Origin of the sequence: Bradyrhizobium sp. BLXBL-03 (assembly GCF_051853015.1) — a bacterium.
Classification (GTDB): domain Bacteria; phylum Pseudomonadota; class Alphaproteobacteria; order Rhizobiales; family Xanthobacteraceae; genus Bradyrhizobium; species Bradyrhizobium manausense.
The window spans coordinates 6,786,926-6,806,751 of record NZ_CP182470.1 but is presented as its reverse complement, the minus strand read 5'-3'; the positions used below and the strand labels follow the sequence as shown (position 1 = coordinate 6,806,751).

General features: G+C 64.5%; 15 protein-coding genes. 7 read left to right on the top strand and 8 right to left on the bottom strand.

Going from position 1 to position 19,826, the window contains the following annotated elements:
* Window positions 1-7: 7 nt before the first annotated feature.
* On the bottom strand, window positions 8-643 hold the full coding sequence (locus ACNJX9_RS32500; RefSeq protein ID WP_439406096.1) for a helix-turn-helix domain-containing protein: 636 nt from the start codon (window positions 641-643) through the stop codon (window positions 8-10).
* Between the two features lie 180 nt (window positions 644-823).
* On the opposite strand from ACNJX9_RS32500, the gene ACNJX9_RS32495 reads away from it, so the two are divergent.
* From ACNJX9_RS32495 to ACNJX9_RS32480, 4 genes are read left to right on the top strand one after another with little or no spacing between them, the layout of a single operon-like run.
* Complete coding sequence (locus ACNJX9_RS32495) at window positions 824-1,582, top strand: ABC transporter substrate-binding protein (RefSeq protein WP_057747905.1); 759 nt, start codon at window positions 824-826, stop codon at window positions 1,580-1,582.
* 23 nt (window positions 1,583-1,605) lie between these two features.
* The gene (locus ACNJX9_RS32490; RefSeq protein WP_057747902.1) at window positions 1,606-2,259 is read left to right on the top strand and encodes an amino acid ABC transporter permease; all 654 of its coding nucleotides are present in this window, start codon (window positions 1,606-1,608) and stop codon (window positions 2,257-2,259) included.
* Window positions 2,256-2,987 carry an amino acid ABC transporter ATP-binding protein gene (locus ACNJX9_RS32485; RefSeq protein ID WP_271598584.1) on the top strand — a complete coding sequence of 244 codons (732 nt, stop codon included), beginning with the start codon at window positions 2,256-2,258 and terminating at the stop codon, window positions 2,985-2,987. The genes ACNJX9_RS32490 and ACNJX9_RS32485 overlap by 4 nt, the downstream gene beginning before the upstream one ends.
* Window positions 2,988-3,000: 13 nt before the next feature.
* The gene (locus ACNJX9_RS32480; RefSeq protein WP_439406093.1) at window positions 3,001-4,284 is read left to right on the top strand and encodes an NAD(P)/FAD-dependent oxidoreductase; all 1,284 of its coding nucleotides are present in this window, start codon (window positions 3,001-3,003) and stop codon (window positions 4,282-4,284) included.
* A gap of 6 nt (window positions 4,285-4,290) precedes the next feature.
* Here ACNJX9_RS32480 and ACNJX9_RS32475 read toward each other — a convergent pair whose 3' ends face one another.
* The 3 genes from ACNJX9_RS32475 to ACNJX9_RS32465 all read right to left on the bottom strand — a co-directional run bounded on the left by ACNJX9_RS32475 (window position 4,291) and on the right by ACNJX9_RS32465 (window position 6,520).
* Window positions 4,291-5,880: a gamma-glutamyltransferase family protein gene (locus ACNJX9_RS32475; protein ID WP_439406091.1), complete on the bottom strand. Its 1,590-nt coding sequence runs from the start codon at window positions 5,878-5,880 to the stop codon at window positions 4,291-4,293.
* A 220-nt stretch (window positions 5,881-6,100) separates the two neighbouring features.
* A complete protein-coding gene (locus ACNJX9_RS32470; protein ID WP_439406089.1) occupies window positions 6,101-6,277 on the bottom strand; it encodes a hypothetical protein in 177 nt (58 codons plus the stop codon).
* 9 nt (window positions 6,278-6,286) lie between these two features.
* Complete coding sequence (locus ACNJX9_RS32465) at window positions 6,287-6,520, bottom strand: DUF6894 family protein (protein ID WP_057747891.1); 234 nt, start codon at window positions 6,518-6,520, stop codon at window positions 6,287-6,289.
* A 240-nt stretch (window positions 6,521-6,760) separates the two neighbouring features.
* Between ACNJX9_RS32465 and ACNJX9_RS32460 the strand changes: the two genes are divergently transcribed.
* From ACNJX9_RS32460 to ACNJX9_RS32450, 3 genes are all read left to right on the top strand, one after another.
* On the top strand, window positions 6,761-8,797 hold the full coding sequence (locus ACNJX9_RS32460; protein WP_439406087.1) for a PQQ-dependent sugar dehydrogenase: 2,037 nt from the start codon (window positions 6,761-6,763) through the stop codon (window positions 8,795-8,797).
* Window positions 8,754-9,695: an SMP-30/gluconolactonase/LRE family protein gene (locus tag ACNJX9_RS32455; RefSeq protein ID WP_439406085.1), complete on the top strand. Its 942-nt coding sequence runs from the start codon at window positions 8,754-8,756 to the stop codon at window positions 9,693-9,695. Before ACNJX9_RS32460 ends, ACNJX9_RS32455 begins: the two co-directional genes overlap by 44 nt.
* A 250-nt stretch (window positions 9,696-9,945) precedes the next feature.
* Window positions 9,946-10,971, top strand: coding sequence for a histone deacetylase family protein (locus tag ACNJX9_RS32450; protein WP_439406084.1), 1,026 nt, complete (start codon window positions 9,946-9,948; stop codon window positions 10,969-10,971).
* 131 nt (window positions 10,972-11,102) lie between these two features.
* Here ACNJX9_RS32450 and ACNJX9_RS32445 read toward each other — a convergent pair whose 3' ends face one another.
* The 4 genes from ACNJX9_RS32445 to ACNJX9_RS32430 all read right to left on the bottom strand — a co-directional run bounded on the left by ACNJX9_RS32445 (window position 11,103) and on the right by ACNJX9_RS32430 (window position 19,786).
* A complete protein-coding gene (locus ACNJX9_RS32445; RefSeq protein WP_439406083.1) occupies window positions 11,103-12,083 on the bottom strand; it encodes an LLM class flavin-dependent oxidoreductase in 981 nt (326 codons plus the stop codon).
* Window positions 12,080-12,811: a 4'-phosphopantetheinyl transferase family protein gene (locus tag ACNJX9_RS32440; protein ID WP_439406082.1), complete on the bottom strand. Its 732-nt coding sequence runs from the start codon at window positions 12,809-12,811 to the stop codon at window positions 12,080-12,082. Before ACNJX9_RS32440 ends, ACNJX9_RS32445 begins: the two co-directional genes overlap by 4 nt.
* A gap of 228 nt (window positions 12,812-13,039) precedes the next feature.
* The gene (locus tag ACNJX9_RS32435; RefSeq protein ID WP_167353980.1) at window positions 13,040-13,207 is read right to left on the bottom strand and encodes a hypothetical protein; all 168 of its coding nucleotides are present in this window, start codon (window positions 13,205-13,207) and stop codon (window positions 13,040-13,042) included.
* 141 nt (window positions 13,208-13,348) lie between these two features.
* Window positions 13,349-19,786 carry an amino acid adenylation domain-containing protein gene (locus ACNJX9_RS32430; RefSeq protein WP_439406081.1) on the bottom strand — a complete coding sequence of 2,146 codons (6,438 nt, stop codon included), beginning with the start codon at window positions 19,784-19,786 and terminating at the stop codon, window positions 13,349-13,351.
* Between the last annotated feature and the right edge of the window lie 40 nt (window positions 19,787-19,826).

Here is a 19,826-nt window from a genome sequence, read left to right as displayed (position 1 = left end):
CGGCAAATTACCCGGTCACGCAATTCACCCACAGCACGACGCTGTTCGCATCCCGCGCCGGATTGGAAAACCGGTGCGGCCTGCGGCTCGCAAAGCGAAAGCTGTCGCCCGTCTTCAGCGACCAAGTTTGGCTGTCCACCGTGAGCATCATCTCGCCCTCTAGCACGAGGCCCGCTTCCTCGCCGTCATGGGTGTAGAGCTCGTCGCCTGTCGAGCCGCCGGGCTCAAGATGCACAAGGAATAGATTGAGCTTGTTGTCGGCGCTGGCCGGGCTCAGCAATTGCTTGGAGACGCCGGTGCGCCAGAGCTTCAGCTCGGGCCGCTGTAGCCCGCGCGTGACGACCTGATCGGATGTGCCGTCGGCGCTGGGGCTGGCGCCGAACAAGGCGGCGATGCCGACGCCGAGCACATCGGCGAGCGTCGCCAGCACGCGCAGCGAGGGCGACGACAGGCCGCGCTCGATCTGGCTCAGGAAGCCGATCGACAGCTCGGTGCGCGCCGCGACCATTTCGAGCGAAAATTGCCTGGCGCGGCGGAGATCGCGGAGGCGACGGCCGACCGCGACGTCCATTGGGGGCTCCGTCGGCTTCGCGGTAGCCTTCCTGACCCTCTTCGCCGGCTTTGCCGCGGCCGGTTTGCGCATTCTTTTGCCACCGCTCACGTCAAACCGCTTCCTTCATGTGCATGAAAACCGCTTGCATCGTCCGCGAAAGTGTGACCAAATTTTCATATTGGTGAAAATAGGCCGAAACGGCTTGGCCCGCAACGTCTGATCCACGACATGCGCGAGCGCCGGCATCGGTCGGGACCCAAGGGGGATGCGATGAAGCGTTTTGGTCTGGCCGCGGTCGCGGCGCTCGCAATGGCAGCGATGATGCCGGTCTCGGCGCAGCAGGTGCTGAAGGTCGGTTCGACGCCGACGGGCATTCCCTTCACCTTCCTCGACACCAAGACCAATTCCATTCAGGGCATCATGGTCGATCTCGTCACCGAAGTGGGCAAGGACGCCGGCTTCAACGTGCAGATCGAGCCGATGCAGTTCTCGGCGCTGATCCCGTCGCTGACCTCGAGCAAGATCGACATCATCGCGGCCGCGATGTTCATCACGGCGCCGCGCAAGGAGGTCGTCGATTTCTCCGACCCGATCTACACCTATGGCGAAGGCCTGGTCGTGCCGAAGAGCGACACCAAATCCTACGCCACGCAGGATGATCTGAAGGGAGAGACTGTCGGCGCCCAGGTCGGCACCGCCTTCGTCGATGCGTTGAAGAAGTCCGGCCTGTTCGCCGAGGTGAAGGCCTACGACACCATCCCCGACATCCTGCGCGATGTGAACACCGGCCGCCTCAAGGCCGGCTACGCCGACTATCCGATCCTGGCCTATAATCTGAAGCAGGGTGGGTTCCCCGAGGTGCGTCTCGTCGACGGCTACAAGCCCGTCACGGTCGGCTCGGTCGGCATCGGCGTCCGCAAGGGCGACACCGAGTTGCTCGGCAAGATCAACGCGTCGCTGGCGAAGCTCAAGGCCAACGGCACCATCGACAAGATCCTCGAAAAATGGGGCCAGAAGGCGCAGGGCTGATAGAGCGCTCATAGGGCTGCACGATGAAAGGCTTCTGGCACGACGCCGCCGAGTTCTTCCCGATCCTGATGAACGGCGTCGCGCTGACGGTTATCGTCACGATCGGCTCGCTGCTGCTCTCGACGGTGCTCGGCCTGATCTGGGCGATGATGCGGGTCTCCGGCATAAGAGCGCTGTCGATGCTCAGCGCCAGCCTGATCAACGTGATCCGCGGCATCCCGATCATCGTGTTGCTGTTCTACCTCTACTTCGTGATGCCCGATCTCGGCGTCACGCTCAGCGCCTTGCAGGCCGCTATTCTCGGGCTTGGCATCGCCTATTCGGCTTATCAGGCGGAAAACTTCCGCGCCGGAATCGAGGCGATCGATAAGGGCCAGATCGAGGCCGCGCAGTCGATCGGCATGGGCTGGTGGCTGACCATGCGCCGCGTGGTGCTGCCGCAGGCCGTGCGCATCGTGCTGCCGCCCTACGGCAACGTCATGATCATGATGCTGAAGGATTCCTCGCAGGCCTCCACCATCACGGTCGCCGAGCTTGCCCTGCAAGGCAAGCTGATCGCGTCCTCGACCTTCAAGAACACCAGCGTGTTCACGCTGGTCGCATTGATGTATCTCACCATGAGCATCCCGCTGATCCTGCTGGTCCGTCACTTCGAGAAGCGGGCGGGCAAGAAATGATCGAGCTGAACGACGTCCACAAGAGTTTTGGCAAGGTCGAGGTGCTCAAGGGCATCACGGCGAAGGTCGAGAAGGGCGAGGTGGTTTGCATCGTCGGCCCGTCAGGTTCGGGCAAGTCCACCATCCTGCGCTGTATCAACGGGCTGGAAAGCTACGATCGCGGCGAGATCAACGTCGAAGGCCTGAAAGTCGACCGCGACGCGCCGTCGATCGTCAACATCCGCACCCAGGTCTCGATGGTGTTCCAGCGCTTCAACCTGTTCCCGCATCGGACGGTGCTGGAGAACGTGGTCGAGGGGCCGCTGTTCGTGAAGAAGGAGCCGCGCGCCCAGGTGCTGGAGCGGGGTCGCGCACTGCTTGCTCAGGTCGGCCTCGCCGAAAAGGCCGACGCGCACCCGCCGCAGCTCTCCGGCGGCCAGCAGCAGCGTGTCGCGATTGCGCGCGCGCTCGCCATGCAGCCGAAGGCGATCCTGTTCGACGAGCCGACCTCGGCGCTCGATCCTGAATTGGTCGGCGATGTGCTCGGTGTCATGCGCAAGCTCGCTGATGACGGCATGACCATGGTCGTGGTCACCCACGAAATGGGCTTTGCCCGCGACGTTGCCGATCGTGTGCTGTTCATCGACGGCGGCATCATCGTCGAGCAGGGGCCGGCTAAAACGCTGCTCAACCAGCCCCAGCATCCGCGCACGCAGGACTTTTTGCGCCGCGTGCTGCATCCGCTCTGACCGGACTTTTACAATGACACGCCTGCCTCTGCCGCCATCGCTCTATGCCGACACGGCCGTCGCGCCGGTTGCGACGCCGGCGCTCGATACGGACAGGAGCGTTTCCGTTGCGATCGTCGGCGGCGGCTACACCGGTCTGTCGACGGCGCTGCATCTGGCCGAGCAGGGCGTCGAGGCGCTGGTGCTGGAGGCACAGGAGCCGGGCTGGGGCGCGTCCGGCAACAATGGCGGCCACACCAATCCCGGCCTGAAGCACGACCCCGATCAGATCGAGGCTGATTTCGGCACCGGGCTCGGCCGCCGCATGATCGCGTTCTCCTACGGCTCGCCGAACTTCACCCACGATCTGATCCGCCGCTACCAAATCCCTTGCGAGGCGCGGCAGAACGGCACGCTGCGCGCGGCCTATAACAACGCCAGCGCCGCTGCGATCGAACAGACCGCGCAGCAATGCATCCGCCGCGGCATGCCGGTGTCATATCTGAACCGCGAGCAGTTGCGCGAGATGACCGGTACGGATCGCTACATCGGCGCGATGCTCGATACGCGAGGCGGCGACCTGCATCCGCTCAGCTACGCCCGTGGTCTTGCGCGCGCTGCAATTTCAGCAGGCGCGAAGGTTCACGGCGAGACGCCGGCGCTATCGCTCCGTCGCGACGGCGCGCGCTGGCGCATCGAGACTCCGCGCGCAGTCGTGCATGCGGAGAAGGTGCTGCTCGCAACCAACGGCTTCACCGACGATCTCTGGCCCGCGCTCCGCCGCACCATCGTGCCGGTGTTTTCCTCGATCGCGGCTACTGCGCCGCTGCCCGACGAGGTCGCCCGCGCGATCATGCGGACACGGCCCGTGCTCTACGAGAGCGGCCACATCACCGTCTATTACCGCATCGACCAGCAGAACCGCCTGCTGATGGGTGGTCGCGGTCCGATGCGCTGGATCAAGTCGCCAACTGATGTCGCCTATCTCATGCGCTACGCCGAGCGGCTATGGCCGCAGCTCAAGGGCGTGGCCTGGACGCACGGCTGGAACAGCCGGCTCGCCATCACCGGGGATCATTATCCGCATGTGCATGAGCCGGCGGAAGGCATCCTGATCTCGCTGGGTTGCAACGGTCGCGGAGTCGCGCTCTCGACCGCCATGGGCGCGCAGCTTGCGCGCCGGCTGATCGGCGGTGCCAAGGCGGAGATCGACATGCCAATATCAGGCATCAAGCCGATCCCGATGCACGCGTTCTGGCCGGTCGGCGTGACCACGGCGGTGATTGCCGGTCGGGTGCGAGACCGGCTGGGGATCTAGCTAGCCTCAGCCTTCCGCCACAGCATCTGCCCAGGGCTGGAAGATCTCGACCGCGCCGGAATTGGTGTCGCCATCACGCATCACCACGCTCGGGAAGGCGAACTTCATCGGCAGGGTCTGCACCGGCGCCTCCCTGTAATCGAAGCGCGCGGCGAGAGCCTTGCGTGCATCCGCCGGCAGCCTGATGTCGCCGAGCACGATCGCGCCTTCGCTGCAATCGATACGGGGCTGGTGGATGGCGGCATCGAGGTCCATGCCAAAATCCACCACAAAGGACACGAGTTGCAGGACGGAAGGCAGGATGCGGCGGCCGCCGGAGGCACCGACCGCGAGTCGTTTGCCGTCCGGGGTCTCGGCGATCACAGGCGTGTAGTTGGTGAGGCAGCGCTTGCCGGGAGCGAGCGAATTGGTGGTGCCGGGCGTCGGATCGAACCACATGATGCCGTTGTTCATGGGAATGCCGCTCTGGGGCGTCACATATTTCGAGCCGAACGAGGACAGCAGTGTCTGCGTCACCGCGGCGATGTTGCCGTCGCGGTCGACCACGGAGAAATGCGTGGTGCAGGCCGGCGCGAGATACTCGGCGCCGAGCGCGCGCCTGCCGTCGACATCGCCCATGTCCTTGAGGCGCTCGCGATAGGCCGCCTGCAGAGCCACTGCATACTCGCTGTAGGCAGCGGCGTCAGGCGTGCCCGCCGGCTTCAGATTCTCCTGCAACAGCCGCAGCGCATGCGCCATGGTCGGGCCGGCCGTGAGTTCCGGCGTCGCCAGCACCTTGCCGCCGCGATAGGGGATCGCCAGCGGCTCGCGCAGATGGGCGCGGAATGCAGCGAGATCCTCGACCGATAGCGAGCCGCCATCGGCCTTGATGTCGGACGCGATGCTCTTGGCGAGGTCGCCCTGATAGAAGTCTCGTGGCCCGGCCTCGGCGAGGTGCAACAGCGTCGCTTTCAAATTGTCCTGTGGCAGCCGGGTCTCAGCCTCGATGCTCCAGGGCGGGCTCGGGGGCAGGCCGTCTTTCAGAAAGGCGGCCGCGCCTGCCGGATAGCGGCGCAGATCTGCCGCTGCACTCGCGATCGTCAGTGTCGTCCACCAGTCGACCAGCAGGCCTTCACCGGCCAGTGCGGCTGCCGGAGCAACCAGCTCCTTCCACGGCATCCTGGCGTAGCGTCGGTGTGCCTCCTCCATGCCGGCGACGACACCCGGCACGGCGATCGCGGCGGGACCGTGAACGTTGCGATCGTCCTTCACCCGCGGCCACGGAAACAGGTCGGTCGCGAGGCGGTCCCCAACGATGGGATAATCCGAGGCGCGCAGGCTTTGCGGCGCGCACATGCCGTAGTCGATCACCTCATAGCGATTTTCCTTGGCGCGGTAGAGCACCATCGCGCCGCCGCCGCCGATGCCGCTATTCCAGGGCTCCAGTACGTTCAATGCGAAGGTCGTCGCCACGATCGCGTCGACGCAGTCACCGCCCGCCGCCAGCACCTGCGCTCCCACCTCAGCCGCCTGCCGCGACTGCGAAGCCACAATGCCGACCTTGGATGTCACGGCGGGTTTGCGGAAGGTTTGGTTGAGGCTGAACTGATGAGGCATGATCTCGTCTTCCGATGGGCAAAGCTCGACGAGAATGGCACATCACCATCGGCGAAAACATCTGCTGCGAGACGCAACATGGCAGGTGTGAAACGGGCGCAGGATGGCACGATCAGCATTTTGACGCTGCGTCTTACGGTTCTCCAAAAAACGTCGATGGCCGGGCAAGCCCGGCCATGACGAAAGATACAAATGTCTGAAAAATGCGGTAAGCGCCGCCTCAGCGCATGCGGTCCAGCCGGCTAGCCTGGTACTTGGCGCGCCATTTCGGGCCAGGCCCGCGCATGTAATGCAGCTCGGGGCGGTAGGGATTTCCGGCGACCCGGATCAGCGTCAGCCATTTGGTGGCGACGAAGGTGAGGGGCTGGCGGAGCAGGGTCAGGGAAGCGAACAGCATGGCATCACCTTAATGGGGCTTGCCGAGCATGGCGGTGAAGGGGAGATCGAAAATCTCTTCGCCGTCGTCGTCGCTGATATGGATCACCCAATCGCGCCAGTCCTCGGCGCCTGGCGTCTCGATCATGGATCGCATGATCTGGGCAGCACGATCGCGCGCTTCGGTCAGATTGGCGACGGCAGCGCCGTAGCGGTCGATCAGCGTGCCCTCGGTGTTGGAGCAGTGAAAGTAGACCTGGACCATAAGCGCCTCCTGGAGAGAGCGATTGGGACGGCAAAACGATACCACCCCAAGCATTCCCAAAATATTCGGGTTGAACCCGGTAAGGGAATTTACGGAGGTTGGTCGCCACGAAGATCGTTACAGGTTTAATCACAGCCGGGTGATGGCTGGACGGCTCCTGCACGACATGGAACAACCCTCAACCGAAAATCGGGGGAGGCCGCTGTGAATCATCTCACTTTGCAGAATGGACGCCGAGGCTTGTGCGCAGCTGCCGCCGTCACCGCGGTCTTGCTTGGCCTTGCCTCGCCAGCGGCGTCCGATCAGTTGCGGAAAAGCGGCTATGCGGTCGGACCGGAGACCTGCGGCAGCGGCGATCTCGCCTTCCCAAGAGTCCAGATCGACATGAAGGCTGGCTTCTGCGCTGGCCTGGTCGGCAGCGAGGAAGACCATCTGAAATTTCCGCGGTCGATCATCCAGGTGCCCGGCCGTGAGCTGTTCGTGGTGGCCGACATGGGCGGTTGGGGCCACACCGACGGCCGGCTGCTGCTGCTCGATCCTCACGCCGCCAGCGGCCATCGCTCCAAGGAGCTGCTGACCGGGGTCGAATATCCGTTCGGCCTCGTGATCGGTCCGGACAAGAAGCTCTACGCCTCGAGCGCCGAGACAATCTTCCGCTTCGATCCGCTCGCCGATAATCCGCGCAGCACGGTCGAGACCATCATCCGTCATATGCCGGGCCGCCGCATCACGCTGCCTGACGGGACGAAGCTCGAGGAGGCCGCGCATCCGCTCAAGCAGTTCGTCTTCGACAAGAACGGGCGGCTGTTCGTCAATGTCGGTGCCCACAGCGATGATTGCATTGCGCCGGCGCCGATCACGAAGCCTTGCGCACCGGCTGAAGGCGCTTCCGCCATGGCGGCACTCTGGCTGTTCACGCCACCGTCAGGCGGCGTCTTCCCGGCCTTGAAGCCTGGCGATCCGGATCCCGCTCACACGATCTACGCGCGCGGCTTGCGCAACTCGCTGGCGCTGGCGCTGCACCCGAACTTCCCCGATGCCGGCTACGCCTTCCTGCAAGGAGAGAATGGTCGGGACCTGCCCGATATCTTCAAGCCGAACGAGGAGATCAACGCGATCGAGCAGGGTAGGCATTATGGCTGGCCCTATTGTTACGATTTGTCGACGCCGAGTCCCGAGTTCAAGCTCGTGCTGCAATCCGGCATCTACAAATCGCTCTGTACGGCGAGCGCGCTCTACAAGCAGCCCTTCTCGCTGCTGCCGCCACATGGTGCGCCGCTCGCGATGCTGTACTATCACGGCGTCAGGTTCCCCGAATTGGAAGGGAAGTTGCTGATCGGGCTCCACGGCTACCGCCCGACCGGCAGCCGCGTGCTGATCTACGACGTCGACGATCACGGCTTTCCAAAGCCTGCTCCGCCGCCGGTGCGCTACCACGTCAGCTGCGCGGCCGATCCGACCCACAATTTTCAGAGCGACGCCGGCGACGTCGCCGCTGCGCCGTTCGACGAACTGATCGCGGGCTGGCACCGCGTCAATGGTGCGCGGCCGCAAGGCGCGCCAGTTGGCATGACGGTCGCGGAGGACGGTGCGATCTGGCTGGTCGAGGACAAGAACCAGACCATCATCCGCATCGATCGCGCCGCCGGCGATCCGCCGCCGCCACTACCCTGCGATGTCAGAAGCCAAGCGTTGATCGACCAACTCGCGGCCTTCGTCGCCAAGGATCCGCAGAACAAGCTACGGCTCACCACGCTGCGCAAGAACCTCGTTGAAAAGCACTGCGTCGGCTGCCACTCCGATTTCGGCCTCAAGGCAGGGCAGTCGGACGCGGACAAGGATGCGACCGTGCTGAGGTTCATGCTGTCGCAGGATGGCTGGATCTATCCCGGCGATCCCGCCTCCGGCAGATTGCGCACGCGCCTGCGCGGCATCGGCGCGGAGAAGCTGATGCCGCCCGGCGGCGAGAGTCTGCCGAAGACCGAGCCGGGTTACGCGGCCTTGCTGACCACAGCGGATCTGCTGGTTGCCAGGATGGTTCCGGGAACGCCGATGCGCATCAAGCCGGGCCTGCCGCAGCGCAAGTTCTTCAGCAAGGCGAACAAGGAATGCGGCGAAATACCGGCTGCCAAGGTCGTCGTCGTGACACAAAGGAACGCTGTAGACAAACCCGGCTTCAGCCGGTTCTTCCGGCCGGCTGATCCCTATCTATATGGTGAGTGCAGCGACGACGATGGCTATTACATCCGGCAGGACTTTCTGGTGCCTGTGCAGTAGCATTCTGCTTGTCGTCGCGACGCCGCTCTTCGCGGCCGAGACGAAGCTGTTCGAAAGCGTGCAGGTCACGCCTTCAGGTGAATATACGCACGGTATCGAGGGCCCCGCCGCCGATCTCGATGGCGATCTCTTCGTCGTCAATTTCGGCAAGCCCGGCACCATCGGCCGATTGCCCGCGGGCGCTGCGGCGTCCGAAGCTTTCACGGAGCTTCCCGAGGGAAGCGTCGGCAACGCGATCCGCTTCGATCGCAATGGCACGATGTTCATCGCCGACTACAAGAAGCACAACATCTTTGCGATCCCGAAGGGCGGCACCGAGCCGGCCGTCTGGTTTCACTCCGACGAGATGAACCAGCCCAACGACATCACCATCGCACACGACGGCACGATCTATGCGAGCGATCCGAACTGGAAGGGCCGCGAAGGTCACATCTGGCGCATTGCCAAAGCCGCCGATGGCGTGGTGCAGGGACAGATCATGTCGGCGCCGCGTTCGATGGGCACCACCAACGGCATCGATCTCAGCCCCGACGGCAAGACGCTCTATGTCGGTGAGTCCAGCAACGGCCAGGTCTGGTCCTACATTATCCGGGACAGCGAGCTCACCGATGCGAAGCTGGTCAAGACATTCCAGCCCGACACCATCGACGGTCTGCGCACCGACGTCGCCGGCCGCCTTTACGTCGCGCGCATTCTCAAGGGTACGATCGCGCTGATGAAGCCGAGTGGTGTGGTCGAGCGCGAGATCACGCTGAAAGCGAAGGAGCCGACCAATCTCGCCTTCGGCGGCAGCAACGGCAAGACCGTCTTCGTCACCCAGCGCCAGGGCGGCTTCATCGAAACCTTCCGCACCGATCAGCAGGGCAGGGAATATTGTCTTCAGCGCGGGCGCTGCTAGAGCATGATCCGGAAAAGTGTGCAGCGGTTTTCCGAAAAGATCATGCTCAAACAAGAGAATATTTCGCGGGCGATCTGCTGCTGGCGCAGAGCGGTGCGGCACAGGCCGGCATTCTTCTTGCTTGCATCTGGCCGCCGCAGCGATCAAAAAACTCTGTGGCACTATCAAGGCGTTTCGAGCGAAGTGGATACCGGTTCGCGTCAGGAGAACGCGTCGATTCAAAAAGCCGCTGAAGAGCACGGAGTGTTGAGTGAAAGCCGTCCATACCGAACTGCACCGCAGCCACGATCCGCAATTCTTCCTGGTTCGCGGCGTCGTCAAGCGCACCACCGAGCAGCCCGAGCGCGCCGATCGCCTGCTCAAAGGCTTGAAGGACGGCAAGCATCAGCTGGTCGAGCCGACCGAATTCGGCCAGGGCCCGCGGGCGCGCATTCACAGCCCGGAATATCTGTCGTTCCTGAGCGAAGCCTGGGACGCCTGGACGGCGCTCGGCGATGCCGGTCCGGAGATGATCGGCAACGTCCATCCCGTGCGCCATGCCGCCACCTATCCGACCCACGTCGTCGGCAAGCTCGGCTGGCACACCGCCGACACCGCAGCTCCAATTGGGCCGGGCACATGGGCCGCGGCTTGCGCGGCGACGGATGTCGCTGTCACCGCGGCGCAGATGGTGATGGACGGCGAAGACGCTGTCTACGCGCTCTGCCGTCCGCCCGGCCATCACGCCTATCGCGATATGGCCGGCGGCTTCTGCTTCCTCAACAACAGCGCGATCGCGGCCGCGCATCTGCGCCTGAAGCACGAGCGCGTCGTGATCCTCGACGTCGACGTCCACCACGGCAACGGCACGCAAGGCATCTTCTACGCGCGGCCGGATGTCTACACGGTCTCGATCCACGCCGATCCGGTCGCCTACTATCCCTATGTGTGGGGCTATGCGCATGAGCGCGGCGAGGGCGCCGGCCTCGGCGCCAATCTCAACATTCCCCTGCCGATCGGCACTGGCGACGATGGCTACATGCAAGCGATGGAGATCGCGCGCAAGGCGATCGTATCCTTTGCGCCCGGCGCGCTCGTGATCGCGCTCGGCCTCGATGCCTCCGAGCACGATCCGTTGAAGGGGCTTGCCGTCACCACGCCCGGCTTCCGCCGCATCGGCCAGGCCATCGCGAAGCTGGGCCTGCCGACCGTGTTCGTGCAGGAAGGCGGCTATCTCTCGGATATCCTTGGCGCCAACCTGACCTCGGTGCTTGCGGGATTCGAAGAGGTGCGGTGATTTTCGCTGGATAGACCGTCGTTCTCCGTCATTGCGAGCGAAGGGAAGCAATCCAGACTGCCTCTAGGGAAAGGTCCTGGATTGCTTCGCTTCGCTCGCAATGACGATGCGGATGCAGTGTTGATCAGTAGTCAAAACATCCCGCTCGCCTTCAGCGCCTTGCAAACATGCTGCATCTCGGCCTCGTCGGCGACCATGTCGAGCATGACAGTGGTCAGCCCCTTCGCCGCAAACTCCTTCAGTTGGGCGCCGATCTCGGCATAGCTGCCGACGAGATAGGGACAGTCGGCCTGGAAGGTGAGGAAGGGCAGCAGCCAATAGCCATTGTCGGCGAGCTCTCCGCTTTGCCCCTCGTACAATCGCCGCTTCCAGACCGAATCTGAATTTTCGACCGTGAGCGCGAGCAGCTCGCGATCGTCAGGATTGTCGCGGAAACGGGCCTTGGCCGCCCGCCGCGCCTCGTCGCGGCTCTCGCGCGCGAAGATGCCAAAGTTCATACCTGATGCGCCGAGGCCTCGATCGAGGTCGGGCGGCAACATCTGCATCTTGATGCAGCCAGCCTCCTCGGCGACGCGCCTGGCTGCGTCGGATTGCCCCGCGATCAGAAATTCCGGCATCAGCTCGGCGGGCAGGCGCGGCCGCAGTTGCAGATTGCTGGCGCAATAGAACCGGCCGTCGACATTCACCGGGCGGGGGCTCGAGAGCAGCCTGCGCATCAAGGTGACGAACTCGCCGAGCCGGACATAGCGGTCGGCGTGAGACTGCTCGTCGCCCAGCCCCTGCAGATCGCTGATCGCGGTCCCCGTGATCATGTTGAGATAGACCTTGCGGCCGTAGAGCTGCGCAAAGGACGAGACGAACTTCGCCGCCGTGAACGGATGCATGTAGACCGGATTGACCGCGATGAGCGGTGAGGATCGCGTCGTCGCGGCGAGGATGTGCTGGGCCATCGCCCAGGGCTGGACGAACACGTCGTTGCCCTCGAACAGCAGAATACCTTCGAAGCCGTTGCGGTCGGCGAAATCAGCCACCCGCATCAGCTCGCCGACGTATTTTTCGGGATCGCGGTTGCGCGAGATCGCAGGAAAGACGCGCAGCCGCGCCGGCATCATTCCGCCGCGTCCTGGAGCGGCCAGGCGTTGCGGGTGATGCGCAGGCCGCCGGCCGCGCCCGAGCCGTCGGCGATCGCAAGGCGATGCGAGGGCGATGGCGAGCACAGCGAGAAGCGCCAGCCCGCTGGGTCGTCGGCAATATCGGGCTTGAAGCTGATCTTGATCGCCTCCCGCGACACCTGCATCGCGAACGCATCCAGCGGCAGATTGAGCCCAAAACCTCTTGCCTTCAGATAGGCTTCCTTCAGCGTCCAATAGTCGAAGAAGCGCTCGATCGCGGCGGGCTCCGGCAGCGTGCGCAGCGTCTCCACCTCTTCCGGCGCAAAGAAGCGAAGCGCGGTCGACAGCGGTGCGACGCGCCGCGACACGGTCTCGACATCGACGCCGACGGTCTCATGCTTCGAGACGACGCAGGCGACGCAGCCATCGGCATGGGACAGGCTGAAATGCAGCGGCGTCGCGGTCGTGGGCGCCGCGACAAAGGGTCGCCCGTAGCGGCCGGTCGAAAACGACCAGTCGGTCGGTTCGACCTCAGGGGCCGCATGCGACAACGCGAGGCGCAGCATCGCATGCGCGAAGACATATTGCCGCTGATGCCGTTCAAACTTGAAGCGGTCGGCGCGTATCTGCTCGTCGACCGAGAGCAACCCTCGGCACACATCCACCGCGCCGGGCGTATCGATGCTCTCGATCAATCCGATAAACAGTTCAATTCCGTCGTCTGCCATCAATTGGGCCCATAGCGTCAGGCGGAGGCCAAATCCGGCCCTGACTGAAGGATCAACCGAACAGGAAGCAACTCGGCGGACCATTTCTAGCGGTCCACCCAGGCAAATTCTTGTCAATCGCTGGCCGGTTTGCAGGAGCAGGCTTGTGCGAGACCCCGACCGGACAGGCGAGCGGCTCAAATCGAAAATGATACGCGAAGATCCGCCCGGCGTCCCGGCCGCCGAATCTTATTTCTTCTTCTTGGCCTTCTTCGCGACGCCCAGCGTCGCAAGGCTGGCATCGACGTCCTTCAGGGCGGACTGAAGTTTTTTCTTCTCGCCCGTCAGCAGCTTTAGCAGGGCCTTGCGGTCCTTGTCGCTGAGCGAGGTGCCTTTGGTAAATTTGATAAAACCCATAATGACGCTCCCCGGTTGAAAATATCGTCCAAATCAAAAGGCGAGAATAATCTTGCGCGCTGGAGCCGAATAATCAAGATGCAACTTGTGTCTTCACAGCTTTGACGGGTGAACTCGTGTTTGCCTGTCCTGTGCGGCTGGTCATGCCGCCCTGCGGGCGAGCAAGCGCTCCAGCGGCGTGTTTGGCCGGAGGATGGCAGCCTCAAGCAGCGCGACGAGATCCTCCATCCATGCGCCGACCGTGGCGCCGTCGAGCAGATCGTCTTTATAATTGCACGAACCTGTAATCCCGGTCGGGCGCTCCTTCAGCATCAGCGATAGCCAGGTCTGGTCGACTGGCAGCACCGGCTGGCCTTCCCGCGCGACGTTGCCGATCGATCGCACCGCGACATCAGGCAGGTCGAGCGGCTGGCGCAGGGGGTTTTGCAGCGTGAAATGGACCTGAAGCAGCGAAGCCGGGTCGATGCCCTCCCGCTCCAGATGGTCGGCCACGATGTTGAACGGCAGCTCCTGCCGCGCATGCGCGTCGAGCACGCTCTGGCGCACCCGGGCCAAGGCCTGGGCGAACGACAGATCCGGCGTGATTCGGCTGCGGACGATCACGGTGTTTTCGAACGGGCCTATGATGTGGTCGGTGTCCGGCTGGGCGCGGTTGGCCATCGCGGTGGCGACCGAAATGTCGGTGCGCCCGGTCCGCGCCAGCAGCAGGGCCTTCAGGCCGGTGAGCAGACACATGAACAGCGTGCTGTTGTGCTGGCGCGCATAGAAGGTGAGACCGACGACGAGATCACGCTCTAGGCTGAGCGGATGATGGCCGGTCGACGCGCCCGCGCGCGCCTCGCCGTCAAACACGGGGGCTGCACCGCGCAGATTGTCGGCCCAGTCGGCGGCCTGCCGGCGGGCCGCCGCAGTTCCGCACCACCAGCGCTGCCAGCGCGCGACGCTGGAAAACGCCAGCGGCGTGCCCGGCAGGGGCGGCGACGGATGGCCCGCCAGCGCGGCATAGCGGCCCGACAATTCCTCGAACAGCACGCCGATCGACCAGCCATCCGCGATGGCATGGTGCAGCGTCAGCAGCAGGACGTGATCCTCGGCATGAAGGCGCAGCAGGCGCGCCCGCAGCAGCGGTGCCCGCGCGGTGTTAACGGGGGTATAGGTCTCCTGCGCGATCAGGAGCTCGATCTTCCTGAACTCGAGCGCCTTGCGCCGCTGATTGTCGTGGGGCCGCCCGTCACCGATGGTTTCGACGGTCAGGACCGGACCGAGCGTGGCTGGCGCGATGACTTGGCTGACCGGCTGCTCGCCATTCCAACCGAATGCCGTCCGCAAGGATTCGTGCCGACGCACGATGTCGTCAATGGCTTGCGCCAGGGTGAGCGGATCGACCGGGCCTTCGAGGTGGAACGCGAAGGGCAGGTTGAACAGCGGCAGATCGGGCAGGTTCCGCTCGATCCGCATCATCTGGTCCTGCGCGATCGACAGCGTGGGAGGAGCGCTTTCGGCCAGGCGTGGAACGCCGGCCGCAGGCCTTTGCGGTGCCGTGGCCACGGCCTCGTCGACCCGCCGGGCGAGCTCCGCGATCGTCGGTGCCTCGAAGATGGTCTTGATCGGCAGCGATACGCCAAGCGCTCGGGCGATGCGCGCCATCGCTTGCCCGGCCAGCAGCGAATGGCCGCCGAGGTCGAAGAAATTGTCGGTGACACCAAGGCTCTCGACCTTCAGCAGATCGATCCAGATGTCGGACAGGACCTTTTCCGTGAAGCGCCGGGCCGGCACGGTCATCTCAGTCGCGGCGCTCTCCTGTTGCGGAGGCGCCAGCACGGCGGAGCGATCGAGCTTGCCGTGGGCGTTGAGCGGGACCTGATCCCGGAACAGGAACGCCGACGGGATTGCATGAACAGGCAGCCGGCTTTTGAGAAAATCGCGCAGCTCGCTGGCGCTGATCTTGTTGCCGGCTTTGGCTACGACGTGGGCAATCAGCCTGACATCGCCATTGGCATCGCGCCGCGGCTCGACGATGCCGGCCCGCACGCTTGCGTGGTCGGCCAGCGCAGTCTCGATCTCCTTGAGCTCGACGCGATAACCACGGACCTTGACCTGAAGGTCGGCGCGGCCGAGGCATTCGATCGTCCCGTCTCCGCGGCGCCTGGCAAGGTCGCCGGTGCGATAGAGCCGGCCGCCTTTCCCCCGCGCGAACGGATCGGGGATGAAGCGCTGCCGGCTCTGCGCGGGATCGTTGACATAGCCACGGCCGACGCCGGCGCCGCCGACGCAGAGCTCCCCGACCACGCCGATCGGCTGCGGCTCCAGATCCGGATCGAGCACGTAAAGCTGGGTGTTGGGCAGGGGCGCGCCGACCGGAACATTGATGGTCGCAGCATCGGGTGCATGAGTCAATCGGTGCAGCGAGACGTCGTCTGAGCATTCCGAGGCGCCATAGGCATTGATCAGCGGCACCTTCGGGCAGCGGGCGAACCAGGCGCGGCAGAGCTCGACCGGCAGCGGCTCGCCGGTCGAGATCAATAGTCGCAACTTCGCAAAAGCGCGCAGCATCGGCGCCTCGTCCATCCGTTCGAGGATCACGCGAAGCAGCGAGGGCACGATCTCCAGCACCGTTATGCCTTCGCGCTCGATCTCCCGCGCCAGCAGCATCGGATCCTGCACGATCGAATTGCCGCAGACATGGACCCGCGCGCCAACCATGGGACCGGCGAGGAACTGCCAGACCGAGATGACAAAGCTCTGCGGCGCGGTCTGCGCGATCACGTCCGTGGCCGTAAGGCCGAGTTCATCGATGAGCGAGGCGAGATGGTTCGACAGCCCGCGCTGTTCGATCATGACGCCCTTCGGTGCGCCGGAGGAGCCGGACGTATAGATGAGATAGGCCAGGCTCGAATCCGCCCGCCGGGCAGGGCGGCCCGGCTCGCTCGATCCGCCTGCGATTATATCGTCGACTACGGCGACCCGGATGCGTGCGACCAGCGGTTCGAGTAGCGCGTCGACCACGGCGGACTGCGCGCGTCCCGTCAGCAGCACGTTTGCGCAGCTCGAGCCGAGGATGGTTGCGAGCCTCGCCGGCGGCTGCTCGGGATCGAGGTTCAGGAACGCTGCGCCCACACGCTGCGCCGCGATCATCGCTGCGAGCAGGTCCGGTCCGCGATCCGCCAATAGCGCGACCACGGTCTCCGCACCGGCACCTTCGCTGGCAAGCCAGCGCGCGATCGCCTGGCTGCGATGCGCTAGTTCGCGATAGCTCCGGGACTCATGTCCATCTGAAATTGCGACGGCATTCGGCGCCTTTTTCGCCTGCCGCTCGAACCGTTCGCAGACATTTCCGCGCGCTGCGAAATTGGCTGGCCGGCCCTTCGTTAGCAATCGCCGGCGCTGCGCGGCCGTCAGCAGCGGCAGGCGCGAGATGCGCTGCTCGGGATTGGTGATGACCGCCTTGAGCAAGGTCTTGAAGCGATCCGCCATGGCCTCGATCGTCGCCGCATCGAACAGATCGGTGGCGTATTCGAAGAAGCCGGTGAAGCGGCCCTCGGCCTCGACCAGCTCGAGCGTGATGTCGAAGCGGGCGACTTGCGGATCGATTTCCAACCGCCGCGTCGACAGGCCGGGAAAGCGCGCGCTCTCGATCGATGCGTTCTGCAGGATGAACATGATCCGGAACAGCGGATTGCCGTCGCTCCTGCGCGCGATCTGCAAGGCACGCAGGACTTCCTCGATCGGAAGATCCTGGTTGCGGTAAGCATCGAGCGTGCCCTGACGCACCCGGCGCAGCAGCTCGCCGAAGGTCGGGTCGCCGCTGAAATCGTTGCGCAGGATCAGCGTGTTGGCAAACAGGCCGATCAGGCGCTCGCTCTCGATCTGGTTGCGGTTCGCGATCAGCGAACCCGTCGCGACATCCTCGTGCCCGGTGTGGCGGAACAGCAGACACTGAAACACCGCGAGCAGCGCCATGTAAGGCGTCACGCCCTGGTCCCGGCTCAGCGAGCGGATGTCGGCGGAAAGGGCCTTTGAGAATTCGAAATAATGACGGGCGCCGTGGCCGCTCCAGAACTCCGGCCGTGGCCGATCGGTCCGCAGCGGCAGCGTGGTGACGCCGTCGAGCTGGGTCCGCCAATAGTCGAGCTGCTCCCTCGCGGCCGGGGTCTGCGCCCAGCTCTGCTGCCAGCGCGCGAAGTCGCGATACTGAAAGCTGGGCGGGGCGAGCGCCGTCACACTTCCCTTGCGCGCGGCAGAATATCGGGCGGCGAGCGCCTCCCACAACAGCCGTTGCGACCAACCATCGGTGACGAGGTGATGGACATTGACCATCAGCGCATGGCTGCATTTGTCGAAAGAGAGCAGCGTGACCTTCAGCGGCGGCTCACCGGCAAGATCAAATTCGTACCGCGCAAGCTTGAGCGCCTCGCGCCTGACGACCGCAACCTGCCTCTCGGCAGGGCAGGGCTCGAGCTTGATCCGCTCGAGCTGTGGCGATGCCTGAAGCACGCGCTGCACAGGCTCGCCCTCGCGTTCGACGAAGATCGAACGCAGCGCTTCATGACGTGTGCAGATCGCGTTGAGGCTTACCTGAAGCGCGGCAATATCGACCTCGCCCTTCAGCAGCGCGACCTCGACCACGTTATAATTGTAGCGCGTCGGGTCGAGCCTTGAGAGCACGTACATCCGCTGCTGCTGGAACGACAGCGGCGCGTCCGTTTCGGCAGCCTCCTGGCGCCAAGCCGGCAACGTCGCATCGCGGTGCGCCGTGGTCTCGATCCGGGCGGCAAGAGCACCGACCGTGGCGCAATCGAAGATGTCCTCGAAGGAGAAGTCGACGTTGAAGCGTTCGCGCAGGCGGGAGCGCATCTGCGTGACCGCGAGCGAATCTGCGCCGAGCGCAAAGACGTCCTGGTCGATGCCGACCTGCGGAAGCTCGAGCAGACTGGCCCAGATTGCGGCGAGCTGGGTCTCCAGCTCGTTGCGCGGCAGCTGCGTTTCGTCATCGTCGTGGGGGGCTGAAATCAGCTCGGCCAGCGCGTTGCGCTTGACCTTGCCGCTGGCGCCCTTCGGCAGCGCGGCCATCTTACGGATCAGGTTCGGCACCTTGTAGGCGGCGAGACGCTTGCGTGCGAATTGGCGCAACTGGTCTGAGGTCGTCTCGGCATTGTCCCTGAGCACCACGACGGCGGCGACGTTCTCGCCGAGCGTGGCATGGGGAATGGCGAACACGCCGGCCTCCAGCACCGCCGGGTGGGCCAGCAGCACCTCCTCCACCTCCAGCGGCGAGATCTTCTGGCCGCCGCGGTTGATGACGTCCTTGATGCGGCCGACGATGAAGAGATAGCCGTCGGCGTCGAGATAGCCGAGGTCACCGGTCCTGAACCAGCCATCGCGGAACGCGGCCTGCGTCGCCGCTTCGTCATTACAATAGCCGCGGCTCATGTTGGGCCCGCGCAGCATGATCTCGCCATGCTGGCCGGGCGCAAGCAGGCGGCCCGTTTCGTCCATGATCGCGATCTCGGGGCCGGCGGCGCGGCCGACCGAGCCGATCTTGCGTAGCTCGAACGAATTGGCGGCAATCTGCGAGGCAGCTTCCGTCATGCCGTAGGTTTCCAGCACGGGGACGCCGAACATCGCCTCCAGCCCGTTCAGGATGGCGGGTGCAAGCGAGGACGAAGCCGAGCGGATCACCCGCAGCGACGACGACCGGACGCGCTCGGGGCTCGCTTCCGCGGCGGTGAGCAATGCGCGATGAATGGTCGGCACGGCCGTGTACCAGGTCGGTTGCAGGTCCCGCATCCAGCCGAAAAAGGACGGTGCGTCGAAACCGCCTGTTACGATCACGCTGGAGCCCGCCGCGAATGCGGTCAGGAGGCCGGAGATCAGGCCGTGGGCATGAAACAGCGGCAGGACGTTGAGCAGGCGATCATGCGGAGCGAGCGAAAGCACCCGGCCGGCATTCTGCGCGGAGAGACACACATTGCGGTGCGTCAGAGGCACCATCTTCGGGCGCGCAGCCGTGCCCGATGTCAGCAGGATGAAGGCGTCGTCCTCCGCGCGAGCGGTGCCGTCGGCACAGGCTGGCCCGATCGTCGGGCCCACGAACTTGCAGCCGCCGAGATCCGTCTCCGGTCTCGGCACGAAATCGATCACCGCGATATCAAGTGCCCTGGCGACGTCGCGGCTCGGCGAGTTCATGTCCGCCCGTGTAACGAGTGCCGTGAGCTTCAATTCGCTGAAATAACGTTGCAGCTCGTCCGCGGTGAAGTCGGGATTGACGGGGACGCAGGCGCAGGTCGATGCCACCGCGATCAGCGCCAATGCACTGTCGGCTCCGCGCGGCAGTGCGACGGCGATTCGGTCGGCAGGTGTAATGCCGAGCCCGCGCAGCGTGCGGACGCAATGCGCAATCCAGGTGCCGAGCGCGCCGTAGGCCAGAGGAGGCCGGCCGGGCGCGAGCAGGGCGGGCGCCGCCGGCATCGCGCGCGCGTGAAAAGCGAGAAGGCTGCCGATATCGGCAAGGTTCTCGGTTTCGACGCCCGCGCCGGCTGGTCTATCTCCCGCCTCGGATGCGATCTCCGACAATGCCATTCCCTTTTGATCCGATTGGGCTATTCTTCCCTGGAGTTTG

Excerpts from the sequence above, each read along its gene's own strand:
- ACNJX9_RS32430 (WP_439406081.1), bottom strand. The coding sequence starts at position 19,786 with ATGGCATTGTCGGAGATCGCATCCGAGGCGGGAGATAGACCAGCCGGC.
- ACNJX9_RS32470 (WP_439406089.1), bottom strand. The coding sequence starts at position 6,277 with ATGCTGTTCGCTTCCCTGACCCTGCTCCGCCAGCCCCTCACCTTCGTC.
- ACNJX9_RS32445 (WP_439406083.1), bottom strand. The coding sequence starts at position 12,083 with ATGATGCCGGCGCGGCTGCGCGTCTTTCCTGCGATCTCGCGCAACCGC.
- ACNJX9_RS32485 (WP_271598584.1), top strand. The coding sequence starts at position 2,256 with ATGATCGAGCTGAACGACGTCCACAAGAGTTTTGGCAAGGTCGAGGTG.
- ACNJX9_RS32440 (WP_439406082.1), bottom strand. The coding sequence starts at position 12,811 with ATGGCAGACGACGGAATTGAACTGTTTATCGGATTGATCGAGAGCATC.
- ACNJX9_RS32455 (WP_439406085.1), top strand. The coding sequence starts at position 8,754 with ATGGCTATTACATCCGGCAGGACTTTCTGGTGCCTGTGCAGTAGCATT.
- ACNJX9_RS32480 (WP_439406093.1), top strand. The coding sequence starts at position 3,001 with ATGACACGCCTGCCTCTGCCGCCATCGCTCTATGCCGACACGGCCGTC.
- ACNJX9_RS32475 (WP_439406091.1), bottom strand. The coding sequence starts at position 5,880 with ATGCCTCATCAGTTCAGCCTCAACCAAACCTTCCGCAAACCCGCCGTG.
- ACNJX9_RS32500 (WP_439406096.1), bottom strand. The coding sequence starts at position 643 with ATGCGCAAACCGGCCGCGGCAAAGCCGGCGAAGAGGGTCAGGAAGGCT.
- ACNJX9_RS32465 (WP_057747891.1), bottom strand. The coding sequence starts at position 6,520 with ATGGTCCAGGTCTACTTTCACTGCTCCAACACCGAGGGCACGCTGATC.
- ACNJX9_RS32435 (WP_167353980.1), bottom strand. The coding sequence starts at position 13,207 with ATGGGTTTTATCAAATTTACCAAAGGCACCTCGCTCAGCGACAAGGAC.
- ACNJX9_RS32490 (WP_057747902.1), top strand. The coding sequence starts at position 1,606 with ATGAAAGGCTTCTGGCACGACGCCGCCGAGTTCTTCCCGATCCTGATG.
- ACNJX9_RS32495 (WP_057747905.1), top strand. The coding sequence starts at position 824 with ATGAAGCGTTTTGGTCTGGCCGCGGTCGCGGCGCTCGCAATGGCAGCG.